The sequence below is a fragment of the Arthrobacter sp. Y3221048 genome, from assembly GCF_059092685.1.
The window spans coordinates 677979-699017 of record NZ_JBNHHX010000002.1; the positions used below are offsets into that span (position 1 = coordinate 677979).

The following is a 21039-nucleotide window of genomic DNA, read 5'->3' on the forward strand; positions in this document are numbered from 1 at the left end:
TCGGTGCCGGTGCTGTGGTGGTGTCTGATGTTTCCGGGAAAGGCGTCAGGGAAGGGCTTCGGCGGCGACTTCGCCAACCGCAACCCGGAGACGCAACCTTGTTCCTGCCGGTGCGTCCGCCGCGTCACGCAAAACATGGCCGTCCGGCAGTTGGGCCACGGCGTAGCCGCGGTCCAGGGTGTTCTGGGGGGAGAGCGCCCGCACCTGTGCCTTCAGGTGGGCGACCCGGTCGGCGTCACGGTGAACGGCCGCCGAGACGGCCTGATAGGCCCGCGAGGTGAGCCGGTGGAGATCTTCCGCCCGGACGTCCACCATGCCCGTGGGGTTGGCCATGACCGGACGGCTGCGCAGCGCGGCCAAGCGCTCGGTTTCGCGGTGGATCAACTGCTCCACCCGCCGGGCAAGCACGGCACGGGCCTGTCCGATGCGGTGCAGTTCCTCGCCGACGTCCGGGACAATGCGCTTGGCAGCGTCGGTCGGTGTGGAGGCACGCAGGTCCGCGACGTCGTCGAGCAGGGGCCGGTCCGCTTCGTGCCCGATCGCGCTGACAACCGGCGTGGCAGCGGCAGCCACCGCCCGGACCAAGTCCTCATTGCTGAAGGGCAGCAGATCCTCCAGTGATCCGCCGCCGCGGGCGATGACGATGACGTCCACGTCCCGGTGGGCGTCGAGCTCGGCGAGTGCCTGCATCACCTGGGATACGGCGTTCACGCCCTGGACGGCAACTTCCCGGACTTTGAATTCGACGGCCGGCCAGCGCAGCGAGGCATTCCGGATGACGTCCTTCATGGCGTCGGAATCCCGTCCCGTGATGAGGCCGATGCGGTGCGGCAGCAGGGGCAGTCGCTGCTTGCGGGACGGATCGAAGAGGCCTTCGGCGGCCAGCGCCCGGCGCAGCCGTTCCAGCCTCACCAGCAAGTCGCCGAGCCCCACCGGCCGGATGTCCCGGGTCTGCATGGTCAGCCGCCCGGTCTTGACGTACAGGTCCGGCTTGATCTGTGCCACCACCCGGGAACCAGGTTCCAGGGGCATGTCCAGGCGCGCCATCACGCTGCCCCAAACCACCAGGCTGAAGGAGGCCTCGGCATCGGTGTCCCGGAGCGTCAGGTAGGTGGTGGCGTTCCGCCGGTTGAGCTCAATCACCTGGCCTTCGACCCAGGTGGGCGGCACGCGGTCGATGTGCATCTTGAGCTTTTGGGACAGCAGCCGCAGCGGCCAAGGGTTGTCGGCCGTCGTCTGGTTGGCAGTCGGGGGCAGGGTCGATTGTCCGGTGCCGGCGCCTTGGACCCCGCTTGACTCCATGAATTGCCCCTTCCGGAGGTGTGATTCCGACGGCTGCCGGAGACTCTCCATTCTTACCAGTTATCCCCGTCAATCCGATTCTCTGTTGTACTGGGTAGGGGTGGGCGGCGCTCCTTGGGTGCCGCCGGACCGCCAGACGGCAGCGAAGAAACGGAGGCGACGGTGCGGGCTTTGTTGGCTTTTGTCAGTGGGCTGCTGGCCGTGCTCCTCGCCGGCGCCGCGCTGTGCGGAGCCTGGGTCAACCAACGGGTGCTCGACCGTGAAGGTTTCGTGTCGCTGGCCGCCCCGCTGGGCGACGACGCCGGGTTCCGGTCGGCGCTGGCCGCCACCATAACGGAAGAAGTTGCAGGCAGTCCCGAGTTGCCCGCCGGTCTGCAGGAACTCGTGCGGCCCATCGTGGAGCGAACCGCTGGAGCGATTACCGAACTGGCCGGATTTCCGCGGGCTTTGAATGAGACCCTGGCCCTGTCGCACGCACATACGTTCTCCGGGACAGCCGGGGGAGAGGCAGCGGTCACGCTGGATATTGCTCCCGTGGTGGCGCTGGCGGTTTCGCGGGTAGCGGACGCGCTGGGCACTAATATCCGGAGCCCCGAACAGGTGTTGTTGCCGCTGGGCTCTGCCGAGGCGGCCGCGATCCTGTCCTCGGTGCAGGAGCTGCCGTCGCAGTGGTGGGTCGCGGCGGTGGCAGCGGCCGCGGCGCTGGTGCTGATGCTGCTGGCCGCCCGGCGTTCGGCCACGGCACTGGCCTGGGCCGGTATTGGCGCGGCATTGCTGGGCGCGGTCCTCTGGCTGGGGGCCGGGCTTGCACCGCCCCTGGCGGAGAATGCGGCAGGCGAAAGTGCATTGGCCCAGGTGTTCCTGGGGAGGCTGGTCGAGTTGGCCGTCGCCGACTTCCGGCCCTGGGCCGCCGTCTTTGCCGGCGCCGGATTGGTGATCGCGGTGGCTGGTTTCACTCTGCGTGCGGTGCCGGGCGGGGCCCGCCGGACCGGCCCCACGGGCTAGCATAGAGGCATGGCCAGTACTGCTGTTTCCCTTTCCATGCCGACCATTCCCCGCAAGCGCCGCACCCCGGATGAGGTCTCGGCTGCCGCACCTGTGGACGGTGACAAGAAGGTGCTGCTGGCGGCTCCGCGTGGATACTGCGCCGGCGTTGACCGCGCCGTGATCGCCGTGGAAAAGGCGCTGGAACACTATGGTCCGCCCGTCTACGTGCGCAAGCAGATCGTCCACAATGTGCACGTGGTGTCCACCCTGGAGGAAAAGGGCGCCATCTTCGTTGAAGAGACGGACGAGGTGCCGGAAGGCGCGCTGGTCGTTTTCTCCGCGCACGGGGTTTCACCCGCCGTGGTGCAGTCCGCCGAGGACCGCCAGCTGCGGACCATCGACGCGACCTGCCCGTTGGTGACCAAGGTCCACCGCGAAGCTGTCCGGTTCGCCCGCGACGGCAACGAGATTCTCCTGATCGGTCACGAGGGACACGAAGAAGTCGAAGGGACCTACGGGGAAGCGCCGGACCACACCACGATCGTCAACAACCCGGACGAGGCGCGGACAGTGGAAGTGCGGGATCCGGAGAGGTTGATCTGGCTGTCGCAGACGACGCTCTCGGTCGACGAGACGATGGAAATCGTGTCCATCCTGCGCGACCGCTTCCCGGCGCTGCAGGATCCGCCGAGCGACGATATCTGCTATGCCACCTCCAACCGCCAGGCCGCGATCAAGAAGATAGCGCCCTTGGCGGACTTGGTCATTGTGGTTGGCTCCGAAAACTCATCCAACTCCGTCCGGTTGGTAGAGGTCGCCCTCGAGTACGGCGCCAAGGCGGCATACCGCGTGGACTTTGCCAACGAGGTTGACGAGTCCTGGTTCGAGGGCGTCGCCACCGTCGGCGTGACCTCCGGAGCCTCCGTGCCGGAGGTCCTCGTGCGCGAGGTGCTGCGCCTGTTGGGCGACTATGGCTACGGCGACGTGGAGGAAGTGGTCACCGCCGAAGAGGACATCCTTTTCTCGCTGCCGAAGGAACTGCGCGCCACGCTCAAGGAACGCGGCGACGAATCGCGTGGCCTCGGCGGCCGCGGCACCCGCCCCGCACGCTAACCCTGCATCCGCTGTGCAGGGTGGCCCCGCGGCGGTGCCACCCTGCACGGCGGTACCGATTGCCCTGCTACGCGGCCGGGTCCCGGCCTTCAATCAGTTCGGGGGCCGAGAGCAGCCGGGGCGTGTTCTCCAAGGCCGCCGGGGCCGCGGGTTCCTCCAAGGAAGTTCCGTCGAAGGCGTAGATCTTCCGTGCGGTCGGCAACACCCTTGACTCCAGCGTCCCCACAAACGAGTTGTATCGCTCGACCGAGCTCTTCAGCGACGAGCCCAGCCGGGTGACATGATCGCCCAGCGTTCCGAGCCGCTCGTAGAGCTGCCGGGAAAGGTCGAAAATCTCGCGTGCGTTGTCCTTCAGCACTTCCTGCCGCCACGTAAAGGCCACCGACTTCAGCGTGGCCAGCAGCGAGACGGGGGAGACCAGCGCAACGCTGCGGGCAAAGGCATGGTCGAGCAGGCCGGGATCGGCATGCAGGGCGGCGGAGAGCACCGCTTCCGAGGGCAGGAAACAGAGCACCAACTCCGGGGAAGCCTGCAGGCTCTCCCAATACTTCCGCCCCGCCAGGGCATCCACGTGCGCGCGCACCGCCTTGGCATGGGTGTTCAGCAGATCCACCCGTTGCTGCTGTTCGGCGGCCGATGCGGCCGCCGGAATTTCCTGGGCCTGCAGGTAGGCGCGCAGCGGGACCTTGGCGTCCGCCACGATGGACTTTCCGCCGGGCAGCCGGATGGTCATGTCCGGGCGGCCGGTCCGGTCCGCGCCGGCCAGATGCACCTGCTCGTCAAAGTCCACGCGGGCGAGCATGCCGGCAGCTTCCACCACCCGGCGCAACTGCACCTCGCCCCACTGGCCGCGGGCAGAATTGGACTGCAGCGCGGAGGCGAGCGTCTGCGTGGAACGCATCAGCGCCTCGTCGCTGCGCTGGGCTGCACGCAATTGCTCGGCCAACTGGCCGAACTGCTCCACCCGGTCCCGTTCCAGCAGGCTGACCTGCTGCTGGACGAGCTTGAGCTTCTCACCGACCGGGATCAGGGCGCGCAGCACGGTGTTCTCTTGCTCGTCCTGGGCGTAGAGCTGCGCGTTCTGCTCGGCGAGCATCCGGCGCTCCGCCTCCGCCCCGGCGAGGCGGGCTGAGAGCTCTGCCAGCCGGTCGCCGTCGTCCTTTGCGGCGTGCTGCAGATCCGCCAGCCGGCGGCGGAGAAGGACGGCCACGGCCGCGGCGCCGGCGGCGGCGCCCACGAACAGGGCCAGAAGTGCGAGAAGTACATGCGAGGCATCCATACCTTCACCATGCCAGCCGCCTCGGACAAAATTCGGTACGCGGGCCGATGTGTCCGGGCCACGGTATCCTTGACTACCGTGGCTCTAACTATTGGCATCGTCGGACTGCCCAACGTCGGCAAATCAACCCTCTTCAACGCATTGACCCGCAACAGCGTGCTCGCGGCAAACTACCCGTTCGCCACCATCGAGCCGAACGTCGGTGTGGTCTCGCTGCCGGACCCGCGGCTGGAGAAGCTGGCGGAGATTTTCGGGTCGCAGCGGATACTGCCCGCGACCGTGTCTTTCGTGGACATTGCCGGCATCGTCAAGGGGGCTTCCGAAGGTGAGGGGCTGGGCAACCAGTTCCTGGCGAACATCCGCGAAGCGCAGGCGATCGCCCAGGTCATCCGTGTTTTCGACGACCCCGACGTGGTCCACGTGGATGGCAAGGTGGACCCGCGCTCGGACATGGAAACCATCAACACCGAGCTGATCCTGGCCGACCTCCAGACTTTGGAGAAGGCCCTCCCGCGGGTGGAGAAGGAAGTCAAGATCAAGAAGCGCGACGCTGCGGAGCTGGCTGCCCTGCAGGCAGCGCAGAAAGTCCTGGAACGCGGCGACACCGTCTTTTCCTCCGTCGAGAGCGACAAGCTGGACATGGAGAACCTCCGGGAACTGAGCCTGCTGACCGCCAAGCCGTTCATTTATGTGTTCAACGTAGACGACGCCGTGCTCGGCAGCCCCGAGCGGCAGGCCGAGCTGCGCGAGCTGGTGGCACCCGCCGACTGCGTGTTCCTGGATGCCAAGCTGGAAGCGGACCTCGTGGAGCTGGACGAGGAAGAGGCCCGCGAGATGCTGGAGATGAACGGCCAGGACGAGTCCGGGCTGGACCAGCTGGCGCGGGTGGGCTTCCACACGCTGGGGTTGCAGACCTATCTGACGGCCGGGCCGAAGGAAGCGCGGGCCTGGACCATCAACCGCGGCGACACCGCTCCGCAGGCTGCCGGCGTGATCCACTCGGACTTCCAGCGCGGCTTCATCAAGGCCGAGGTGGTGTCCTTCGCCGACCTGGTGGAGGCCGGATCCATGGCCGAGGCCAAGGCCCGCGGCAAGGTGCGGATCGAAGGCAAGGACTACGTGATGGTCGACGGCGACGTGGTGGAATTCCGTTTCAATGTTTAGAAACTCCTGATCAGATTGCATTTAATGCGCTGAATATCAGGGTGAATTCACTGTAGCCGTAGTCAATTTTTGGCCGTGTTTTGATTTGCTGAACGCTCGCCGGGCCCGGTTGTCGGCAGGGCTGCGCAATCAGTTGGATGGCTGGCCCCACATGGTGGGGAGGGTGGCCCAGTTCATGCAGTGGCGGAAGCTGAGGCAATCTCCTGACTCTGACACCCGCTAGTTTCGGTACGGCAATGTGATCGGTGCCCGGCAGGGCGGCCTGAATTACACCCGCCTCACGTCTCGCCGGCCTTGGCAGAATTCAGTGTCCACTTAATTCACTCGGCTAGTTGACGGTGTTGACAACTGGGCTGCTGGCGGCTGCGCTTGGGTCATGGCATCTCAAGCGTCTGAGGGGAAGCTTCGGATTGCGTACGGTCTGGTGGTCATAGCTCTCGCCGTAGTTTCCTTCACAGCGACCTGGCTAACGACGTCGGAGGCGTGGATCGGCGTCGTTCAAAGCCTCATGCCCTCTTTGCTGGTTATTTGGGGTGGAGTGATTCTGATCGGGAAGACACGAGCCGGGAGATTGGTGCGGACGCGCCGACGGTGGAGATACTTCACGCTCATAGGGGTCGTCGTGGCCGTCATCATCGCGACTGTCGCGCTAACATCTGTCAGTGGGGAGCGTCCGGACGGCGACCTAGCTCTCGTGTTGTTTCCCGCGATCATTGGTTTGTTCATTGCCCTGCTCTACGAACCGGAAAAGAGTGCCCAGTTTAGGGCTGCCGACCTCAGTGATGGTGATGCCAAAACCTGGGCAAGGATCGCCCTGATGCCGGCAGCCGTCGGAATCGTTCTCGGATGTATCGCCGGTGTTTCAGCAGCGGCCGGCGAATCCAGCACGGGTTTTCTGCTCCTGCCGATAGCCCTAGTTTTCTTGGTCTTCGCAGCTGCCATTTGGATACTGCTCAGGTCGAGGAACCGGCAACTGAGGACAAAACCGTAGGAAAACTTAGTTCCCATGGGCGGGCATGAGGGGCAGAGCGGCGGCCTAACCCTCGCCCGCTCTGTAATACTGCAGGCATGGAGACCCTGAGGGCTCGGCGCGATTGGCTTGACGATGTGGCAGCTCCAGGTCACACCCAGGGCCGTGGCCGCTGTGGCTGTCGCAGCCATCGGCATGCTGTTGCTCCTCCTTGGGCTGGGGACCCGGCCCGATGCTGAACTGTTGCCCGGGTATGCGATCGTGTACGCGGTGATTGGCTAGAAAAGGGAGGAAAACCGTTGAAACTTCTATTCGCGATCTGGTCAGTCCTGCTGGTTCTTGGTACGGCCTACGCGATTGTCAGCAACGATGCTGTGAGTTTGCTGATCGGCTTGGGACTCAGTGTCACCTCGATCCTTGGATTGGTAACTACTGCCAGGAAGATTAAGGCATCAAATTCCACCATCGCCAGGAGAAGAGCGGCACCGGAGAGCCAGGATAAGTCCCTCTGATATAGGCTCTGCTGCCTCCGGCGGCCTGGGTAAAAAGGAACGGTACACCTCATGCAGGGCCACACTTATTTGTTGGCCATGGGACTCATGTTCATAGCAGGGGTTTGACTGACCTTCGCGGCCAACACTACCGGAGGTAGTAGCGCAGGTGGCCTTCGTGGGAGTAGCCTACGCAGATTCGTTATTCCAGCTATCGGAGTTACCACCGCGCCGGCAGGTGTAGGAGGAGTTGCAGCCGCAGGCCTTGCATTCCCGCCGTCGGTACCATCAAGTCTGGCTTTGATGTCGAGCGGTCATGTGGATAGAAGGTAACTCAATAGTCGTCACGGGAAGGAAAACCGTTGTCTACGCGAAATAAGTTGCTATTCAAATTACTCTTTAGCGTGGGGCTAGTTATTCTTGCGCTTGCCTGCTTTTCGGCTGTGGCTTTCGGTCAGTTTCCTATATTTCAAGCCGTCACGGGGATGGCTCTCACCGTAGTGGCGGCCATTGGGCTGCGGAAGGTTGAACGGAACTCCAATTGATAGTGCTGCATGACACACTCAACGCGCCCCTCGCTCTCGCCACCGACAAAGGTTACGCCTGCCTGACCATCACGCGAGTCGCCGCCGGAATCGTTGCTGGCCCGGGCCTGCGGTTTAGTGGGCGCTCTTAGTGGCGCATTCATAGGTTGTGATGTTGGAGGCACCACACTGGCCGTACAGACCGTGGTAGTAGGCAATGTAGGGTGCAGGGTACCAGGCCTAGGCTGGGCAGTTGGCTGATGCAGAGACCACGGCCCCGAACTTTTAGATAGGCGACTCAGTGATGGCTGATCAAAGACTGATTTTCGTAGCAGTTGCCCTAATAATCGGCTTCATCGCGATTGTCGTTTTGTTGTGGTTCTTGGCACATAGAACCCGAAAGATCAACGAGCAAACAAGCATGAAAGGCATCGAGGTCAAAGGGGTATCGGCGTCGACTGCATTTGATTGGCACCAAAGCGTGGAGGCATTGGTGGAGCGAGTAACTGGAATAGTCCAGTCAAATCGCAAGTACAAATCAATCACCACGACAGACACGGGACTCGAAATCCAGGTGAAGGGCAGCTTTTGGTCTTGGGGAGAGGTCATTGATCTGTCATATCAATCATCGGCTCCCCCTCTTAGGGTTACAGCTAGATGCCGTCCGCGAGTGCAGGCGACACTTTATGATTACGGCCAATGCGGAAAGGGTCTGGCCGAATTACTGGAGTCAATGGCCATTGACCCCGTGCGGCCCTAGTCGGTGGGGGAGGAGCAGGGATAAAGTCTCGCGGGTCCAGAGCACCGCCCTGCTCCACCGGTGTAGCCGGTGGCGTCCCCCCGCTCGTAGACCCCCCATCAAGTCACGCGGGTGACCACGCAACGGAGCATGCCCATCGTCTCGCATCGCGTTCTCGGTCGGACTGTTGCATGGGCGACAGCAGCGACCACGGGGGTGGATGACGACGGACCTGGCGGGCGGTGTCAGGAACCGGTGGAGTCCAACGTGCTACCACTTCTGCTTGGGGTGTCTCCCGACGCACGGCGGTGGTGAAATGGTGGGCGTGCCAGAATGGCTTCTCGCACGATGCCCAGCGACCTCCCGACCCGGGCCCCGGCCACGAGCTGCCGCCGGTGCGCGGGGACGCCGCCGGGGGCGTGACGGCGATCGGTGTGCTCGTCCTGCCCGGGCGCGCCATGGTTAGGGGGTGGTGCCGGTCAGCGGCCCGTCGTTGCCGGGGCCCGGTGGTTCGGGTCTTATCGTATGGCGCCTTCGGTCACCGGAGCACTCCGAGGGTGCCCCGCAGCCGGGGTGAGTGCATCGGGTACCTGCCGAGGTGGTTGGCCCTGCGTCGGGACCTCGGCGGAGGGGAACCATCCCCTGTGCTGGACGAGGAACAGCGTGGCCGCCACGATGATCGCCGGCGCGGTTCCGGCAATCAAGTCCGTCATGGTATCGAAGTTGGTGATCTGCGCGGTGGTGCCGAGCACGGCATCGGAGGCGAACTCCGCGATCTCCCACAGCAAGGCGACGAAACCGCTGAAAGCGACGCTCATCACCGCCGCGAACCAGGGCGGCATCGAGAACCCGTAGCGGCGGCCGGTGATGCCCAGGGCAAAAACGATCCCGAGCGCGACGACGAATCCGGAGTAGAAGTGCACGACCGTGTCCCACAGCGTCCATATGGCGTAGAAACCCAGATGGCTTCCCAGATACGGGCCACCGAGCAGCAGCACGGCGTACAGCCCCTGTAGGCGTGTGGGGATCTCAACGCGCGCCCACCGCTCCACCAGCAGAACCGGGAACGAGGCCAGTAGCAGTGCGACGGGGATGACGGCTGCCGTGGACTCGCCGCGGATGAGCGCGCTGAGTGCGGAGAGTGCGAAAAGGGCTTCGGCCGCGATCAGTGGGGTGTGCCGCCTAATCGCGCCGCTGGACGTCCCCGTTTGTCCTATTTCGTTGCTTTCACTCATTCATTCATTCCTTCATAAAATTTCATGGGAGCGCTCCGGGTGCGGAAAAAGCACGCAGATGCCCTCCGGCGACGACAGCAGTTCGGGAGCACGAGACACACGGTGGCAATACGGCGCCGCTACGTGGCACCGAGGAAGGGGCATTTCTTCCACGTCGAACAGCTGCGCTATTACGTATTCGAGCTGAAGACCGGCCGGTTCCAACCCGAGTACGCCGGGAAACTGAAATTCCACGTCGCCGTGGTAGATGACCTGCTCAAGTGCGACTTCCACAACGAAACGGTCGGGATCCTCATCTGTGGCGGCAAGAACGACTACGCCGTCCGCTACGCCCTTGGTTGCACGACCTCGCCCATGGCGGGGCCCGCGCACACGTACGAGCAGTTGCCCGCCGAAGACAAGGCCTTGGTGCCTGGGGAAGACAAGCTCACTGCCGCCCTGGACCGACTGCCCGCCAACTAACAACCGTTCCCGCTGGGACAGTGCGGCAAAGATCTTGCAAAATTCATCGGACTGGTGACCAGTAGCTTCCTACACCTCGGTTGTGGCACTGGCTCGTCGAGCCTAAAGTTCCCCGAATTAATAGGCTGATATCCCAAAAACCATGGGGAAGTTTGGCGCCACAGCCGGTACATGGACTACGTGCGGGATGCCGTGGATACCGAAAATCTCCTTATCATCTCCTCCGCCAGTTGTCCGGACTCAGTCGTAGCTTCTTATGGTCTATTGGGAAAGGCCGCTGGTATTCCTTGTGCCGGGATGCCGGGATACAAACCTGCTTCGGGTATCAGGTCGGCGCTGGGCAGGGTGAGGATGGCGCCGGCTTGGCGCAGTGCTTCGCGGGTGTCTGTTCCATCCCACCATTCCACCGCGAGGCCGTCGGAGAAGTGGAGGATGTAGAACGATTCGAATTCGACCCAGGCGTCGGTGGCAGCTATGTCCATGTAGTCTCCGCTGTGCGTGCCGGTCCACCGCACGCGTGCTGCCAGTTTGTTGTCCTCGGTGACGGTGTCCTGGACGGTGGCGGTCAGGTCGGGGATGGCCTGGCGCATGGACTGGGCCCAGTATTTCAGTCCCGGCAGGCCGTCGCCCTGGGCCGGGATGCGGTTATGGTCCTCCGTGTCGTAACGGATGAGTCCGTCTAAGCGGTCCAGGTCGCCGGAGGTGATCGAGGCAATGATGGTGCTGAACTTGTGGGTCAGGGTGTGCTCATGCATGGGGGCTGTTCCTTGTCGGGTCGTGGTGCCGGGGCGGGTTGTCGGGGTCGGCGGCGCCGGTGTTGTTGAAGAGCCGGGACGTGGCGGGCAAGAGTTCGTTGGCGAAGCGGACCAGCATGGCACCGAGGATTTCCCTGTCTTCCGGTGACCAACTGGAAAGTATTTCGTCGAACGCTGCCGCGCCGGCGGCGCCGATCCGCTGTTGCAGTTCAATTCCGGCGGCGGATGTCTCAAGGAGGGTCGCGCGCCGGTCGGCGGGGTCCGGCCGGCGGTCGATCAGTTCCCTGGCTTCGAGGCGGCGGACCTGCGGGGTCATGGTGGATTTGTTTACTCCCCACTGCGCGGCCAGGTCGGAAAGCCGCATCGGGCCGCTCCGGGTCAGGTATTCCAGCAGCGCCGTGTCGGTGGGGGAGAGGTCCTCGGCTTCGGGGCCGAAGACGTAGCGGCGGGTCTTTTTCCTGCTGGCCCATTGGAGCACCAAGGCGAAGCCGTGGCGGACCTGAGCCCCCGGGGTGGGCTGCTCACCGCCGGGCTCATTGTTTTTAGAAGAATCGTTCATGGATCCACTCTATCTAGATCAGTTCGGTTCGCCTAACCGAACTATATTTGCTAGACTCGGATTATCCGCAAACGTAAGAACCACCGGAGGTAAGACCATGACCAGCGAATTATTCCAACACCAATCCCATACATCCGTGCCGGGCGCTTCGGCCGTGCTGGCCGAGTTCGGCGACTATGTGCAGGCGCAGCGCCTGGTGGACCGGCTTTCGGATCAGAAGTTCCCGGTCGAACACGTACGCATCGTTGGCCTCGGCATCAGCAGCGTGGAACAGGTCACCGGCCGGATGACCAAGGGGAAGGCCGCTTTGGCCGGTGCCGCCGGCGGTGCCTGGCTCGGCCTGCTCATCGGGCTGCTGTTCGGACTCTTTATGCCCGGCGTTGTTTGGCTGAGCGTGCTGCTGGGCAGCGTACTTATTGCGGCCGCATGGGGAGCTGTTTTCGGTTTTATCGGGCACTGGAGCACCGGCGGACGCCGGGACTTCAAGTCGGTCAAGTCCCTTGAAGCCGAGCGCTACGCCGTCATGGTCGATGCCGAATATTTCGCCGAGGCCTCTGTCATCGCCAACCGGTAACCGCGCCCTCGGCTCCGGTCCTACTGCTCTGACCAAAGTCAGGCAGCCTCCTGCCCTCGGTGACCATCGCGGGCGGTGACTTCAGTGTGACCTTCCGGCGCCCTTCAGCACACCGAAAGCTCACTCCACCGGCGCACGGCGCACCTTCGAGGTAGAGGAGGAACTTGCACGCGCAGAAGAGGTTTCACCGACCGCATCAGCCCTCGCAGCCGAACTAACCCATGCCGCAGGGCCACGAACCAAATGGAGGACGAAACATGACCAACGAATCGTCCCAACACCGGACCGGTGGTTCCGTTCAGTCCCCCAAGTGCCTCCATCGCCGGCCCGGTATGGCGGCCACGTGGCTTCCCCGCTCCCCAAACGAACCCCGGATCCCCGCCCCCTCATCCGCTACCGCATGGGAGGGGCGAATGAGCGATAAATTGAAGGCCCTTGTCCAGGTGGACATTGAGGGCTCACAGGCCCGGATCGGGATCAGTGGTGCGGTGAACACCCGGAATGTCAAAGCCCTCTACATTGTGACCAGACGGGCCAATTCCCTCGCACCCGGTCTGGACATTACCCTTGACCTGAAGCGGGCAACCGTCCAACCCGAAGCCATGGACCAACTCCTAGATTGCTCCCAGGCGCGGCATCTGCCGCGCCGAGTCGACCCGGACCAGTCCGAATGCCGACTTCACATCGCCCCGGCCGCCAAGCTCGTCCAGACACCCGCCGGTGCGGCCCTGGCCGCCTAAACCGGCAACCAAAAAACCTACAGTTGGAAGCCTGGTGACGCGGCGTAGATTGAATGCATGTTCGGCAGCCATCCCGCGGCCGATGCAGCCCACGATCGCTGGAAACCATCTGAGGAGGAGAAGTAATGGGAAAACTGGACGGCAAAGTTGCTATCATCACCGGCGCGGCGCAAGGTATGGGTGAATCCCACACCAGGCGCTTCATTGCCGAGGGTGCCAAGGTGGCGTTCGCCGACGTCAAAGAAGAGCGCGGCGCACCTGAAGGAGTGCCAAACCGATTTGGATGCAGGCGGAGTCCACAAAGGCGATGAGCGCGGTTCCATGGTAGATTGCGGTCGGTCGGGCCGAGGTCCGGCGCGAATTCTGTATCTGCTGCTTTCCTGGGAAAAGAGCTGCATAACCTGCTGGTGGGGGTCGGTGCCCGTGAGGCCCATCTGGCGATCCACTCCGATCACCAGCTCGAAAACCGGTTTGAGATCATGTCGCTGCCCTCGTGGAAGCTGATGTAGATCTGTCGTCGCTACTGGCCAGCTTCGCCTCCTCCTTCCCGCTGCGTCTGCACTCGAATCCGGCGACCGAATTTTCCATTGATTCGGTTTGGGATGCTCCTGGCTTGCAGCGTGATCTCACTCGTGTCTTCGCGGCACGAGGAAGGACCCTATTGCGCATGCTGTATAGCCGGCCCGTTTCCTGCCCTTTTCCTGTTTGCGATTCCCTGAAGGGCAGGGCGCTCCGTCGCAGCAACAAAATATCCGCCCCTGGTGGGAGCGCATGCGACTTCGACAATCCGTGCCCTCGTCTGAGGAAAATGACATCTAGGTAGATATACCCAATCAAACAGCGCTATCAGACGCTGCCCACAGGGTTTGTCATCAGTGCTTTCCCGGAAACCTCTGACATGGTTCCAGCTATTACCAGCACCCGCCTGTTGTTGGATGATGACCGTACAGATCGGTGCCGTCTCCGAGACCGAGTCCGGACAGTTTCGGCCGCGCTCGCGGGCACGGCTGCCTAGCGGAGGATGGCGAGGGCAATGGTGCGCTTGTTGTTGTTAGTGGCGGTAAACCTGCTCGGGGCAGCGGCCGCCCTGCTGATCGCCGCCTGGCTGGTCGACGGCGTCCGGCTTGAGCCCGCGGGTTTCCTGCTGGCCATCGGAATCTTCACGGCGGTCCAGGCGATCCTGGCACCGATCGTCTTCAAGCTGGCCCGCAGGTATGCTTCGGCCGTGCTCGGGGGGGATCGGGCTGCTCTCCACGCTGCTCGCTCTGTGGGTGGCTACGCTCTTTCCGGGCGGGCTGCGGATCGAGGGGGTCGTGGCGTGGATCGCCGCGACTGTGCTGGTCTGGCTGGTGACCGCGCTTGGCGGCTGGCTCCTGACCACCTTGGTGATCGACCGGTGGTGGGAGCGCCGAGCGGACCGTCGGACCCGTGCCGGCTAGAGAGGTTTAATGACGGGGTGGCCCTATGTCCTTCGTCAAGGGGCCGGGCTGCTTTGAGCTGTGGTGTTTCATAGCGGTTATGTCGCGGAGCAGAGCGAAGAGGACATCGCAGCGGCGCCGGGCCAACGCGATCAAAGCCTGGTATGGCGTTCACCTTCCGCGACCATGATGCCTTCGGCCTGGGCCACGGTGACCGGCAGGGCACCGATTGTGGCCGGCTGGTCGACCACCAAGAGCAGGGTCCCGTGCCGTGCGATGGAGGCGATGATTTCGCGCAGTTTCGCTTCGTCCTGGGGCAGCCCCTTGTCCAGCAGTTTATTCCCGTCGCGGTCGAGCGCGACCGCGTGATGGTTGCTCTTGCCCACGTCAACGACGATAAAGACATCAACAAGATGGTGCTCTTTGAGCACGCCGCCTCCAGACATCGATCCAGTACGAGTGTTGGCATGTCCTGCGGGGCAGAGTCCGGCATTGTTCCGCCCTGATTCTGAATCCCGCCCAGCGTGCCGCCGCCCGCTGCGGCCAGCACCACCAGGGCTCCCGCAACCTCGACCGCCTGCCTCATAATCACCGGAGTCAGAATGTAGTCACACAATGGTCCCGCACCATGTGACTACTACGGAGCGGCGCGTTCCGGCAGGATAAAGAGTATGGATTCCTCCCAGGACAGTGGGCGCCCGGCGCCGCAAGCAAACCGCGACCAGCAGAGCGAAGCTGAGGGCGGCCAAGCCTTGGGGCAGGGAGGACCCGGAGCGTTCGCCAGAATATTCGTCGGGGCCGTCAAATGGGTGGCTGGTGGAATCGTCCTCATTCTCGGAGCAGCCGTTCTTTGGAATATTGCCGGCTACTTGTGGACCGTGGTTCTTCCCATCCTGCTGGCGCTGCTGCTAAGCAGCATCCTGTGGCCCGTCAACCGGCTGCTGCGGAAAGCGCTGCCTAACGCACTGGCGGCGCTGGCGATCATCGTGGCCCTGTTCGCGGTAATCTACGGCATCATACGGTGGATGATTCCGTCCCTGCTGTCGGAGACCTCCGGGCTGGTGGAGCAGGCCCGGCAAACGCTGACCCAGATCAGTGCCTTCTTCACGGGTCCTCCGTTCAATCTGCAGAACGTGGATTTGAACGAGCTGATCGACACCGGACTGCAACAGGTGCGGGAGAACATCTCGGCCATCCTTTCCGGCATCACCTCCGGGATCTATAGCGGTGTGGGAGCGATCGCATCGTGGATCATCATCTTTTTGCTGGTCGTCGTCTTCGTCTTTTTCAGCCTCAAGGACGGAGACAAATTCCTGCCGTGGGTCGCGCACTGGAGCAATGCCCGTGCATATACGCATATAAAGGCGGTCTCTGTGAAGGCATGGCAGACGTTGTCGGGGTATATTCTGGCTCAGGCTGCCGTTGCCTTCGTAGATGCGGTGTTCATCGGGCTGGGGCTCTGGATCCTGGACGTTCCGTTGGCACTGCCGCTATCGGTGCTGATTTTCTTTTCGGCCTTCATCCCGATCCTCGGAGCCATCGCAAGCGGCGCGCTGGCTGCCTTTGTGGCTCTCCTCTCCGGAGGCTGGACGACGGCGCTCATCGTGCTCGGCATTGTGCTGCTGGTTCAGCAATTGGAGAGCAATATTCTCCAGCCGATGCTGGTGGGGCGCGCGCTCCATATCCATCCGGCCGTCGTGCTGTCGTCGGTGACCGTGGCTGGCACGTTGTTCGGTATCACGGGCGCGCTCTTGGCTGCGCCGGTCACGGCGGTCGGCATCGTCGTGCTGCGGTACGTGCGCGACATCTCATTCACGCCGGCGAGTCCCTCCGCCGATGACACGGCACATTCCGACGATGGTGCGCCGACGGCCATGGATGAGTCCCGGGACCATGCGACGAACGACGACGGCGCGGGCGGTAGCAGAGCCGTCCGCGACACCGGCGCCGGCCGGGCCTAGGGTCGGCGCTACCTTAGGGATGCTCCAGGAGTACATCCAGCAGAAGGACTTTGTGGCTCTAGTCAGGAGCGATGTCTTCGAGACCACATTGGCGGACTCAACCGTCCAGCGTCGTCAAGAGGTGCTAGAAGCTACAGGGGACACAGAAGGGGCGTAGCTCACAACCAATGGAAAGCCCAAAGGTTATTCAGCCACGGAACGTGGTGGAGTTTCGCTTCAACGTCTAGCACCCAAGAAGTAGCGTCTTGCCGCAAAGCATCGACCCCGCCTAGGTCCATATAGAAGTTCGGGTGGCAGGCCGAGACCGCTGACGACAATCCTTATGTTCCCCGTGGGGTCCTCCCCACGTTGCCCGGCTAGCGGTCCTCGGCGTCGCTTTCCCGTGCCCCTCCCGAACCAGTGTTGGTAGGCGTCAAGTCCGGCAACTGTCGCAAGCAAGGACCCGAGCGACGTCGTCGGGCACCAGGACACGCATCGCGAAGTCCGGATCGAGGCAAAGGCAAGGTGGGTATTCTTTCCGCACCGGAGGCGGTCACCAGTGCATTTATGTTCCTGCCTGCTCTGATGATGCCGGTGGGGGAGTACTACCGCTTGCGTCGAGGACCTGCCCGATAGTCGTCGCGATCAGGTCAACGTCCTCGTCTCCCACCACGAATGGGGGGCTGATTTGAAGGGTGTTGCCCCGCAGGGGCCGCACGACGACGCCGTTGTCTATGCATGAGTTGGCCACGGCCTCGGCGTCTGCCTCGGGTGCGAGCTGAACGCCGGCGAGAAATCCGACGCCGCTGCGGATTTCCTGCACGAGGGGATGTGAGGCAAGAGGGGCAAGGGCCTTATCGAGTACGGATTCAAGCTCCAAGGCCCGCAGAACGAGTTGTTCGTTCTCGAGGATGTCGAGGTTTGCGTGTGCAACTGCACAAGCTGTTGCATGACCCGAGTACGTCATGCCGTGCCTCAGGACGGGGGCGTCCTGTCCTCGATAGAACCGTCCCCAGATCCGGTTGGAGACGAGGACGCCGCCCAGCGGGGCATAGCCGGATGTTATTCCTTTGGCTAGCAGAATCAAGTCGGGCTCGAGATGGAACCTTTGGGAGGCGAACATGGAGCCCGCCCGGCCGAATCCGGTGATGACTTCATCAACGATCAAAAGAATGTCGTTTTTTCGGGCGATTTGCTGCAGACCTTCAAGATATCCGGCAGCAGGCGGAATCACCCCTCCGGTCCCTATGATTGGCTCGGTGATAATAGCGGCAATATTCTCGGGTCCGATCGCGTCTACGACGGCCTGGACGCCTTCTATATCGTTTGTGGGAACCAAGGCGGTCTCGGGAACGAGGGAATCCGATCCGTAGCCGTCCCGATTGAAGTCAAGCCCGGCGATACTGGTACCAAAGGCATGGAGCCCGTGGTACGAGTAAGTACGGCTGAGGATGGTTTTCTTGTCCGTCATGCCTTCAAGCTGCCAATGGCGCCGTGCGATTTTGCAGGCCAGGTCCACGGAGTCAGACCCGCCACTGTTGAAAATGACTTTGGCGTCCGGAATCGGACCCATGGCCACGAGTCGGTCCGCGAGGGAGAGTGCTACGTCGTTCGAGAACCGGCCGAAAACGTGGTACGTCTCCAGTTTGCACATCTGGTCATACGCCGCTTTCGCAACTGCTTCCCTGCCATGCCCGATGTTTGCGTGCCAGAGTCCGGCGGTGGCATCCAGCAGGCGCTGTCCCTCCGAGGTCGTGAGATACGCCCCGTGCCCCTCGGCAATCACAATGCGGCGTTGCAGAACCGAGGGCATGTGCGCCTGGGCACTCCAAAGTGACTCGCCCACGAGCTTGGCACGGTTTGCTGGATCAAGAACGGTTGCTTCGGTTGCCATTGTTTTTCTCCTAGGCAGGCCAATAGAGCGGATCCATTTAAAGCCACCGCCACTGCCCTGCGCCTCGTGTGCTGTCCCGATTGGCGCCGCTTCGGGCGTCATGAGCGAGTCCAGTATTCCCTCAGGCGAAGTTGAACGTGAGCATTGCGGGGTGTTGTTGCGTATGCCTTGCCGGTTAATCGAGGACGGCGAGTAATTGTCCTTCCGTGACTGCATCCCCTTCGGACACGGAGATGCCCGCGACCACACCTGATTCGGGCGCTTCAACCGGGATCTCCATCTTCATGGATTCAAGGATCATGATGGTTTCGTCTTCCACAACAGACGCTCCCGGCGTCACGAGGATTTTCCAAACATTCGCCGCCAGATCCGACCGTACTTCACTCAATTTACGTTCCTCCTCGAAAAGCCGGCAATTATGATGCTGTGTTCGTCATGGACCGGCGGCGCTGGCCCGTGTGGTCCATGTGTCTTTTGATTTGCTCGTCCAGGTCCTCGATGTTTCCTCCTTTCACGTTTGCCAGGAGCTCCTGGTGTTCGGCCGCTATCTCTTTCGGATGGGGATACGATTTCTCCAGCATCATGAGCGACATCCGCGTTTCAGTCAGGAGGGTTTGATAGAAGACCGTGAGACGTTTGTTGCCGAGGTTCCGGACCAGGGCCGTGTGGAACGCCAGGTCCAAGTCGACCAGATCGGACCAGGGACAACCGCTTTCCGAGGCCGTCTTCATATCGACTACGATGCGGTCAAGTTCATCGAAGATCTCTTTCCTTGGATTCTTCGCCAGGTCCTCGGCTGCTGTCTTTTCCACGGACTGACGTGCGACGGATATGTCATCCATATCCGCCTCGGATAGTTCCAGGACAAAAACCCCGCGGTTGCGTACCCGGTGCAGGAGACCTTCCTGTATGAGCCGCTGCATTGCTTCGCGCACCGGCGAACGGCTGACGTTCAGTTGCCGGGCAAGACTGGTTTCGCGCAACTGTTGGCCGGGCGTGTAGGCGCCCTTTTCGATAGCGCCCCGCAGCCGGGTAACGATGGTGTCCACTGTTCCGTCGATGAGGATCGGCTCCAGTATCGGCTCACTCAACTCGTCGCTCCCATCCTTCCCGGGGTCAGTTTCGACACAATCCGGATCAGCCCGTTTCCGTAGCTGCGTTGTCGGTTTTCGTCAACGCACGCACAGATATGCCCGCATCCTGCAGGGACTGCCAGACCGTGCGGATCACCTCCACCGAGTTCGGCGCGTCCCCGTGCAGGCAGATGCTTTCCGGGGAGATGTCGAGATCCCGTCCCGACACAGTGGCTACTTTCCCTTCCCGCACAAACCTGATCGCACGTGAAGATACAAGTGCAGGGTCCCAAGCCCGCTTTTCCCGCTCGATAATAAGGTTGCCGGCGTCGTCATAGCCGAGGTCGACAAATCCTTCCTGGACTAACCGAACGCCGTAACGGGCGGCCAGCTCGGTGTGGCGCTTGTCGAAACAGTAAAGGGGGAGCGAGCTGTCTATTTCGGCTACCGCGGCGATGACAGCTTCGGCCAGCTCTTCGTCCTCCAGCGACATCAGATACATGACCCCGTGCGGTTTTACGTGGGACAGTTTCGAGCCTTCGGCCTCAACGAAGCCCTTGAGGGCGCCTATCTGATACAGCGTGTAGTCCTGGAGCTCTTCCGCCGAGACCGCTATGCGTCGTCGTCCGAAGCCCAAAAGGTCCGGGAGCGAGACGTGCGCTCCGATCTGGAGGCCCTGACCGACCGCCGCCTGGACTGTACGGCGCATGATTCTCGGATCCCCGGCATGGAAGCCGCACGCGATGTTGGCGGCGCTGATATAGGGCATGAATTCTTCGTCGGGCGCGAAGCGCCAGCGGCCGTAGCCTTCTCCCATGTCGCAGTTGATTTCGATCGCTGTATCCATTATTCGGTCCCTCCTGCTGCGGACATGAGCAAGGCATGTTCCTTGTCCAATGCGTAGGCGTCGTCGATGGAAATTGGCTTGAACCGGATCGTAGCTGTCCCTGGCCGCATCTGGCCGGTCTTCCATAGACTCGCCTTCGGTACGACTCCGAATACGACAAATCCGCCGGAAGTGGGGCCGTCAGGTCCGAGGATCACGGGAGTGTCCCCATTGAGGTTGATCCCGCCGAGAGGGTAGCCGGTATCGAGGATGTTGGATGGATGGCCGCCGGCAATACCGCCGTCGGACCGGGCCCACTGCAGCCTCGCCGGGTCAAGCCTGATTCCGGTACGGTTTGAATTCTGGTCCACGGTCCAAGACCGTGAGAAGAAGTACTCGACGTCCGCTTCGGTGACAAATTCAGGCGTAGCAAATGGCCCTGGTACGACTTCCAGTTCCCAGTCGTGCAGATACTCGGGGATCCGTTCCTGCGGCAGTGCCGCTATAGCTGAGGTATCCGAGCTTCCGATGTCCAGGACATCGCCCTTGACGAGCGCGCGTCCTTCAACTCCTCCTAGCGAACCCATGGTGTAGGTGGACCGGGAACCGAGGATTTGGGGGACATCGATTCCTCCTCTGATCGCCAGATAAAACCTAAAGCCGGATACCGCCAAACCAATCTTAAGTTCGGCACCTGCGGGAACGTCGACAGCGGCCCACTGAGGCACCGGGCTGCCGTCGACGGTCACTTCGCCCGCGGCGCCGGTTACTGCCACGGTGGCGGGGGACCGGAACCGGAATTTGGCCTTGCCTAGCGTGATTTCAAGACCCGCAGCGTCAGGGCTGTTGCCAACGGCGACATTGCCGAGCCGAAACGCGAAATCATCCATCGGACCGGCGGGGAAATAACCACGTGACAGCATTCCGATTCGTCCAGGCCAGTCCTGGACGGTCGTCTGGATGCCGGATTGAACAACTTCAACGGACATACGTG

The 21039-nt window shown here is 62.4% G+C and carries 24 protein-coding genes and 1 pseudogene; 13 read left to right on the plus strand and 12 right to left on the minus strand.

Annotated elements, in window-relative coordinates; all coding sequences use genetic code 11:
- Window positions 1–45: 45 nt before the first annotated feature.
- A complete protein-coding gene (gene xseA, locus AC5RVS_RS07900; RefSeq protein WP_494107715.1) occupies window positions 46–1302 on the minus strand; it encodes an exodeoxyribonuclease VII large subunit in 1257 nt (418 codons plus the stop codon).
- Window positions 1303–1476: 174 nt separating this feature from the next.
- On the opposite strand from xseA, the gene AC5RVS_RS07905 reads away from it, so the two are divergent.
- Both AC5RVS_RS07905 and AC5RVS_RS07910 read left to right on the plus strand, forming a co-directional pair.
- Complete coding sequence (locus AC5RVS_RS07905; protein WP_494107716.1) at window positions 1477–2307, plus strand: hypothetical protein; 831 nt, start codon at window positions 1477–1479, stop codon at window positions 2305–2307.
- A 9-nt stretch (window positions 2308–2316) separates the two neighbouring features.
- A complete protein-coding gene (locus AC5RVS_RS07910) occupies window positions 2317–3402 on the plus strand; it encodes a 4-hydroxy-3-methylbut-2-enyl diphosphate reductase (protein ID WP_494107717.1) in 1086 nt (361 codons plus the stop codon).
- Window positions 3403–3469: 67 nt separating this feature from the next.
- Here the strand turns inward: AC5RVS_RS07910 and AC5RVS_RS07915 are convergent, their stop codons facing one another.
- Window positions 3470–4681, minus strand: coding sequence for a DNA recombination protein RmuC (locus tag AC5RVS_RS07915; protein WP_494107718.1), 1212 nt, complete (start codon window positions 4679–4681; stop codon window positions 3470–3472).
- Window positions 4682–4759: 78 nt separating this feature from the next.
- Here AC5RVS_RS07915 and ychF point away from each other — a divergent pair, with 78 nt between their 5' ends.
- From ychF to AC5RVS_RS07935, 4 genes are all read left to right on the plus strand, one after another.
- Complete coding sequence (gene ychF, locus AC5RVS_RS07920; protein ID WP_494107719.1) at window positions 4760–5845, plus strand: redox-regulated ATPase YchF; 1086 nt, start codon at window positions 4760–4762, stop codon at window positions 5843–5845.
- Window positions 5846–6221: 376 nt separating this feature from the next.
- Window positions 6222–6836: a hypothetical protein gene (locus tag AC5RVS_RS07925; protein ID WP_494107720.1), complete on the plus strand. Its 615-nt coding sequence runs from the start codon at window positions 6222–6224 to the stop codon at window positions 6834–6836.
- Between the two features lie 278 nt (window positions 6837–7114).
- Entirely contained in the window at window positions 7115–7327 is a 213-nt protein-coding gene (locus AC5RVS_RS07930) for a hypothetical protein (RefSeq protein WP_494107721.1), read from the plus strand.
- Window positions 7328–8131: 804 nt separating this feature from the next.
- Window positions 8132–8590: a hypothetical protein gene (locus tag AC5RVS_RS07935; protein WP_494107722.1), complete on the plus strand. Its 459-nt coding sequence runs from the start codon at window positions 8132–8134 to the stop codon at window positions 8588–8590.
- A 497-nt stretch (window positions 8591–9087) separates the two neighbouring features.
- Here the strand turns inward: AC5RVS_RS07935 and AC5RVS_RS07940 are convergent, their stop codons facing one another.
- A complete protein-coding gene (locus tag AC5RVS_RS07940; RefSeq protein WP_494107723.1) occupies window positions 9088–9804 on the minus strand; it encodes a DUF2238 domain-containing protein in 717 nt (238 codons plus the stop codon).
- Between the two features lie 123 nt (window positions 9805–9927).
- Between AC5RVS_RS07940 and AC5RVS_RS07945 the strand changes: the two genes are divergently transcribed.
- The gene (locus tag AC5RVS_RS07945; protein WP_494107724.1) at window positions 9928–10266 is read left to right on the plus strand and encodes a PDDEXK nuclease domain-containing protein; all 339 of its coding nucleotides are present in this window, start codon (window positions 9928–9930) and stop codon (window positions 10264–10266) included.
- Window positions 10267–10520: 254 nt separating this feature from the next.
- Here AC5RVS_RS07945 and AC5RVS_RS07950 read toward each other — a convergent pair whose 3' ends face one another.
- Both AC5RVS_RS07950 and AC5RVS_RS07955 read right to left on the minus strand, forming a co-directional pair.
- On the minus strand, window positions 10521–11021 hold the full coding sequence (locus tag AC5RVS_RS07950) for an ester cyclase (RefSeq protein ID WP_494107725.1): 501 nt from the start codon (window positions 11019–11021) through the stop codon (window positions 10521–10523).
- The gene (locus tag AC5RVS_RS07955) at window positions 11014–11580 is read right to left on the minus strand and encodes a MarR family winged helix-turn-helix transcriptional regulator (protein WP_494107726.1); all 567 of its coding nucleotides are present in this window, start codon (window positions 11578–11580) and stop codon (window positions 11014–11016) included. Before AC5RVS_RS07955 ends, AC5RVS_RS07950 begins: the two co-directional genes overlap by 8 nt.
- A 97-nt stretch (window positions 11581–11677) precedes the next feature.
- On the opposite strand from AC5RVS_RS07955, the gene AC5RVS_RS07960 reads away from it, so the two are divergent.
- The 4 genes from AC5RVS_RS07960 to AC5RVS_RS07975 all read left to right on the plus strand — a co-directional run bounded on the left by AC5RVS_RS07960 (window position 11678) and on the right by AC5RVS_RS07975 (window position 13403).
- Entirely contained in the window at window positions 11678–12154 is a 477-nt protein-coding gene (locus tag AC5RVS_RS07960; protein ID WP_494107727.1) for a general stress protein, read from the plus strand.
- Window positions 12155–12567: 413 nt separating this feature from the next.
- Window positions 12568–12894, plus strand: coding sequence for a hypothetical protein (locus AC5RVS_RS07965; protein WP_494107728.1), 327 nt, complete (start codon window positions 12568–12570; stop codon window positions 12892–12894).
- Window positions 12895–13019: 125 nt separating this feature from the next.
- A complete protein-coding gene (locus AC5RVS_RS07970) occupies window positions 13020–13205 on the plus strand; it encodes an SDR family NAD(P)-dependent oxidoreductase (RefSeq protein WP_494107729.1) in 186 nt (61 codons plus the stop codon).
- 96 nt (window positions 13206–13301) lie between these two features.
- A complete protein-coding gene (locus AC5RVS_RS07975) occupies window positions 13302–13403 on the plus strand; it encodes a TniB family NTP-binding protein (protein WP_494107876.1) in 102 nt (33 codons plus the stop codon).
- A 502-nt stretch (window positions 13404–13905) separates the two neighbouring features.
- Here the strand turns inward: AC5RVS_RS07975 and AC5RVS_RS07980 are convergent.
- On the minus strand, window positions 13906–14094 hold the full coding sequence (locus AC5RVS_RS07980; protein WP_494107730.1) for a hypothetical protein: 189 nt from the start codon (window positions 14092–14094) through the stop codon (window positions 13906–13908).
- Window positions 14095–14165: 71 nt separating this feature from the next.
- Between AC5RVS_RS07980 and AC5RVS_RS07985 the strand changes: the two genes are divergently transcribed.
- Complete coding sequence (locus tag AC5RVS_RS07985; protein WP_494107731.1) at window positions 14166–14333, plus strand: hypothetical protein; 168 nt, start codon at window positions 14166–14168, stop codon at window positions 14331–14333.
- Between the two features lie 161 nt (window positions 14334–14494).
- Here AC5RVS_RS07985 and AC5RVS_RS07990 read toward each other — a convergent pair.
- Window positions 14495–14781 (minus strand): annotated as a pseudogene (locus AC5RVS_RS07990) (IS110 family transposase); the annotation flags it as partial.
- Between the two features lie 202 nt (window positions 14782–14983).
- On the opposite strand from AC5RVS_RS07990, the gene AC5RVS_RS07995 reads away from it, so the two are divergent.
- A complete protein-coding gene (locus AC5RVS_RS07995; protein WP_494107732.1) occupies window positions 14984–16273 on the plus strand; it encodes an AI-2E family transporter in 1290 nt (429 codons plus the stop codon).
- A gap of 544 nt (window positions 16274–16817) precedes the next feature.
- Here the strand turns inward: AC5RVS_RS07995 and AC5RVS_RS08000 are convergent.
- The 5 genes from AC5RVS_RS08000 to AC5RVS_RS08020 all read right to left on the minus strand — a co-directional run bounded on the left by AC5RVS_RS08000 (window position 16818) and on the right by AC5RVS_RS08020 (window position 21034).
- Complete coding sequence (locus AC5RVS_RS08000) at window positions 16818–18146, minus strand: aminotransferase family protein (RefSeq protein WP_494107733.1); 1329 nt, start codon at window positions 18144–18146, stop codon at window positions 16818–16820.
- Window positions 18147–18321: 175 nt separating this feature from the next.
- Window positions 18322–18534 (minus strand): biotin/lipoyl-binding carrier protein, encoded by a 213-nt coding sequence (locus tag AC5RVS_RS08005; protein WP_493989025.1) that lies wholly within the window; start codon window positions 18532–18534, stop codon window positions 18322–18324.
- Window positions 18535–18562: 28 nt separating this feature from the next.
- Window positions 18563–19195, minus strand: a complete 633-nt coding sequence (locus AC5RVS_RS08010; protein WP_494107734.1) for a GntR family transcriptional regulator — start codon at window positions 19193–19195, stop codon at window positions 18563–18565.
- A gap of 88 nt (window positions 19196–19283) precedes the next feature.
- On the minus strand, window positions 19284–20066 hold the full coding sequence (locus AC5RVS_RS08015) for a LamB/YcsF family protein (protein WP_493989027.1): 783 nt from the start codon (window positions 20064–20066) through the stop codon (window positions 19284–19286).
- On the minus strand, window positions 20066–21034 hold the full coding sequence (locus AC5RVS_RS08020; RefSeq protein WP_493989028.1) for a 5-oxoprolinase/urea amidolyase family protein: 969 nt from the start codon (window positions 21032–21034) through the stop codon (window positions 20066–20068). The genes AC5RVS_RS08015 and AC5RVS_RS08020 overlap by 1 nt, the downstream gene beginning before the upstream one ends.
- Window positions 21035–21039 lie beyond the last annotated feature (5 nt).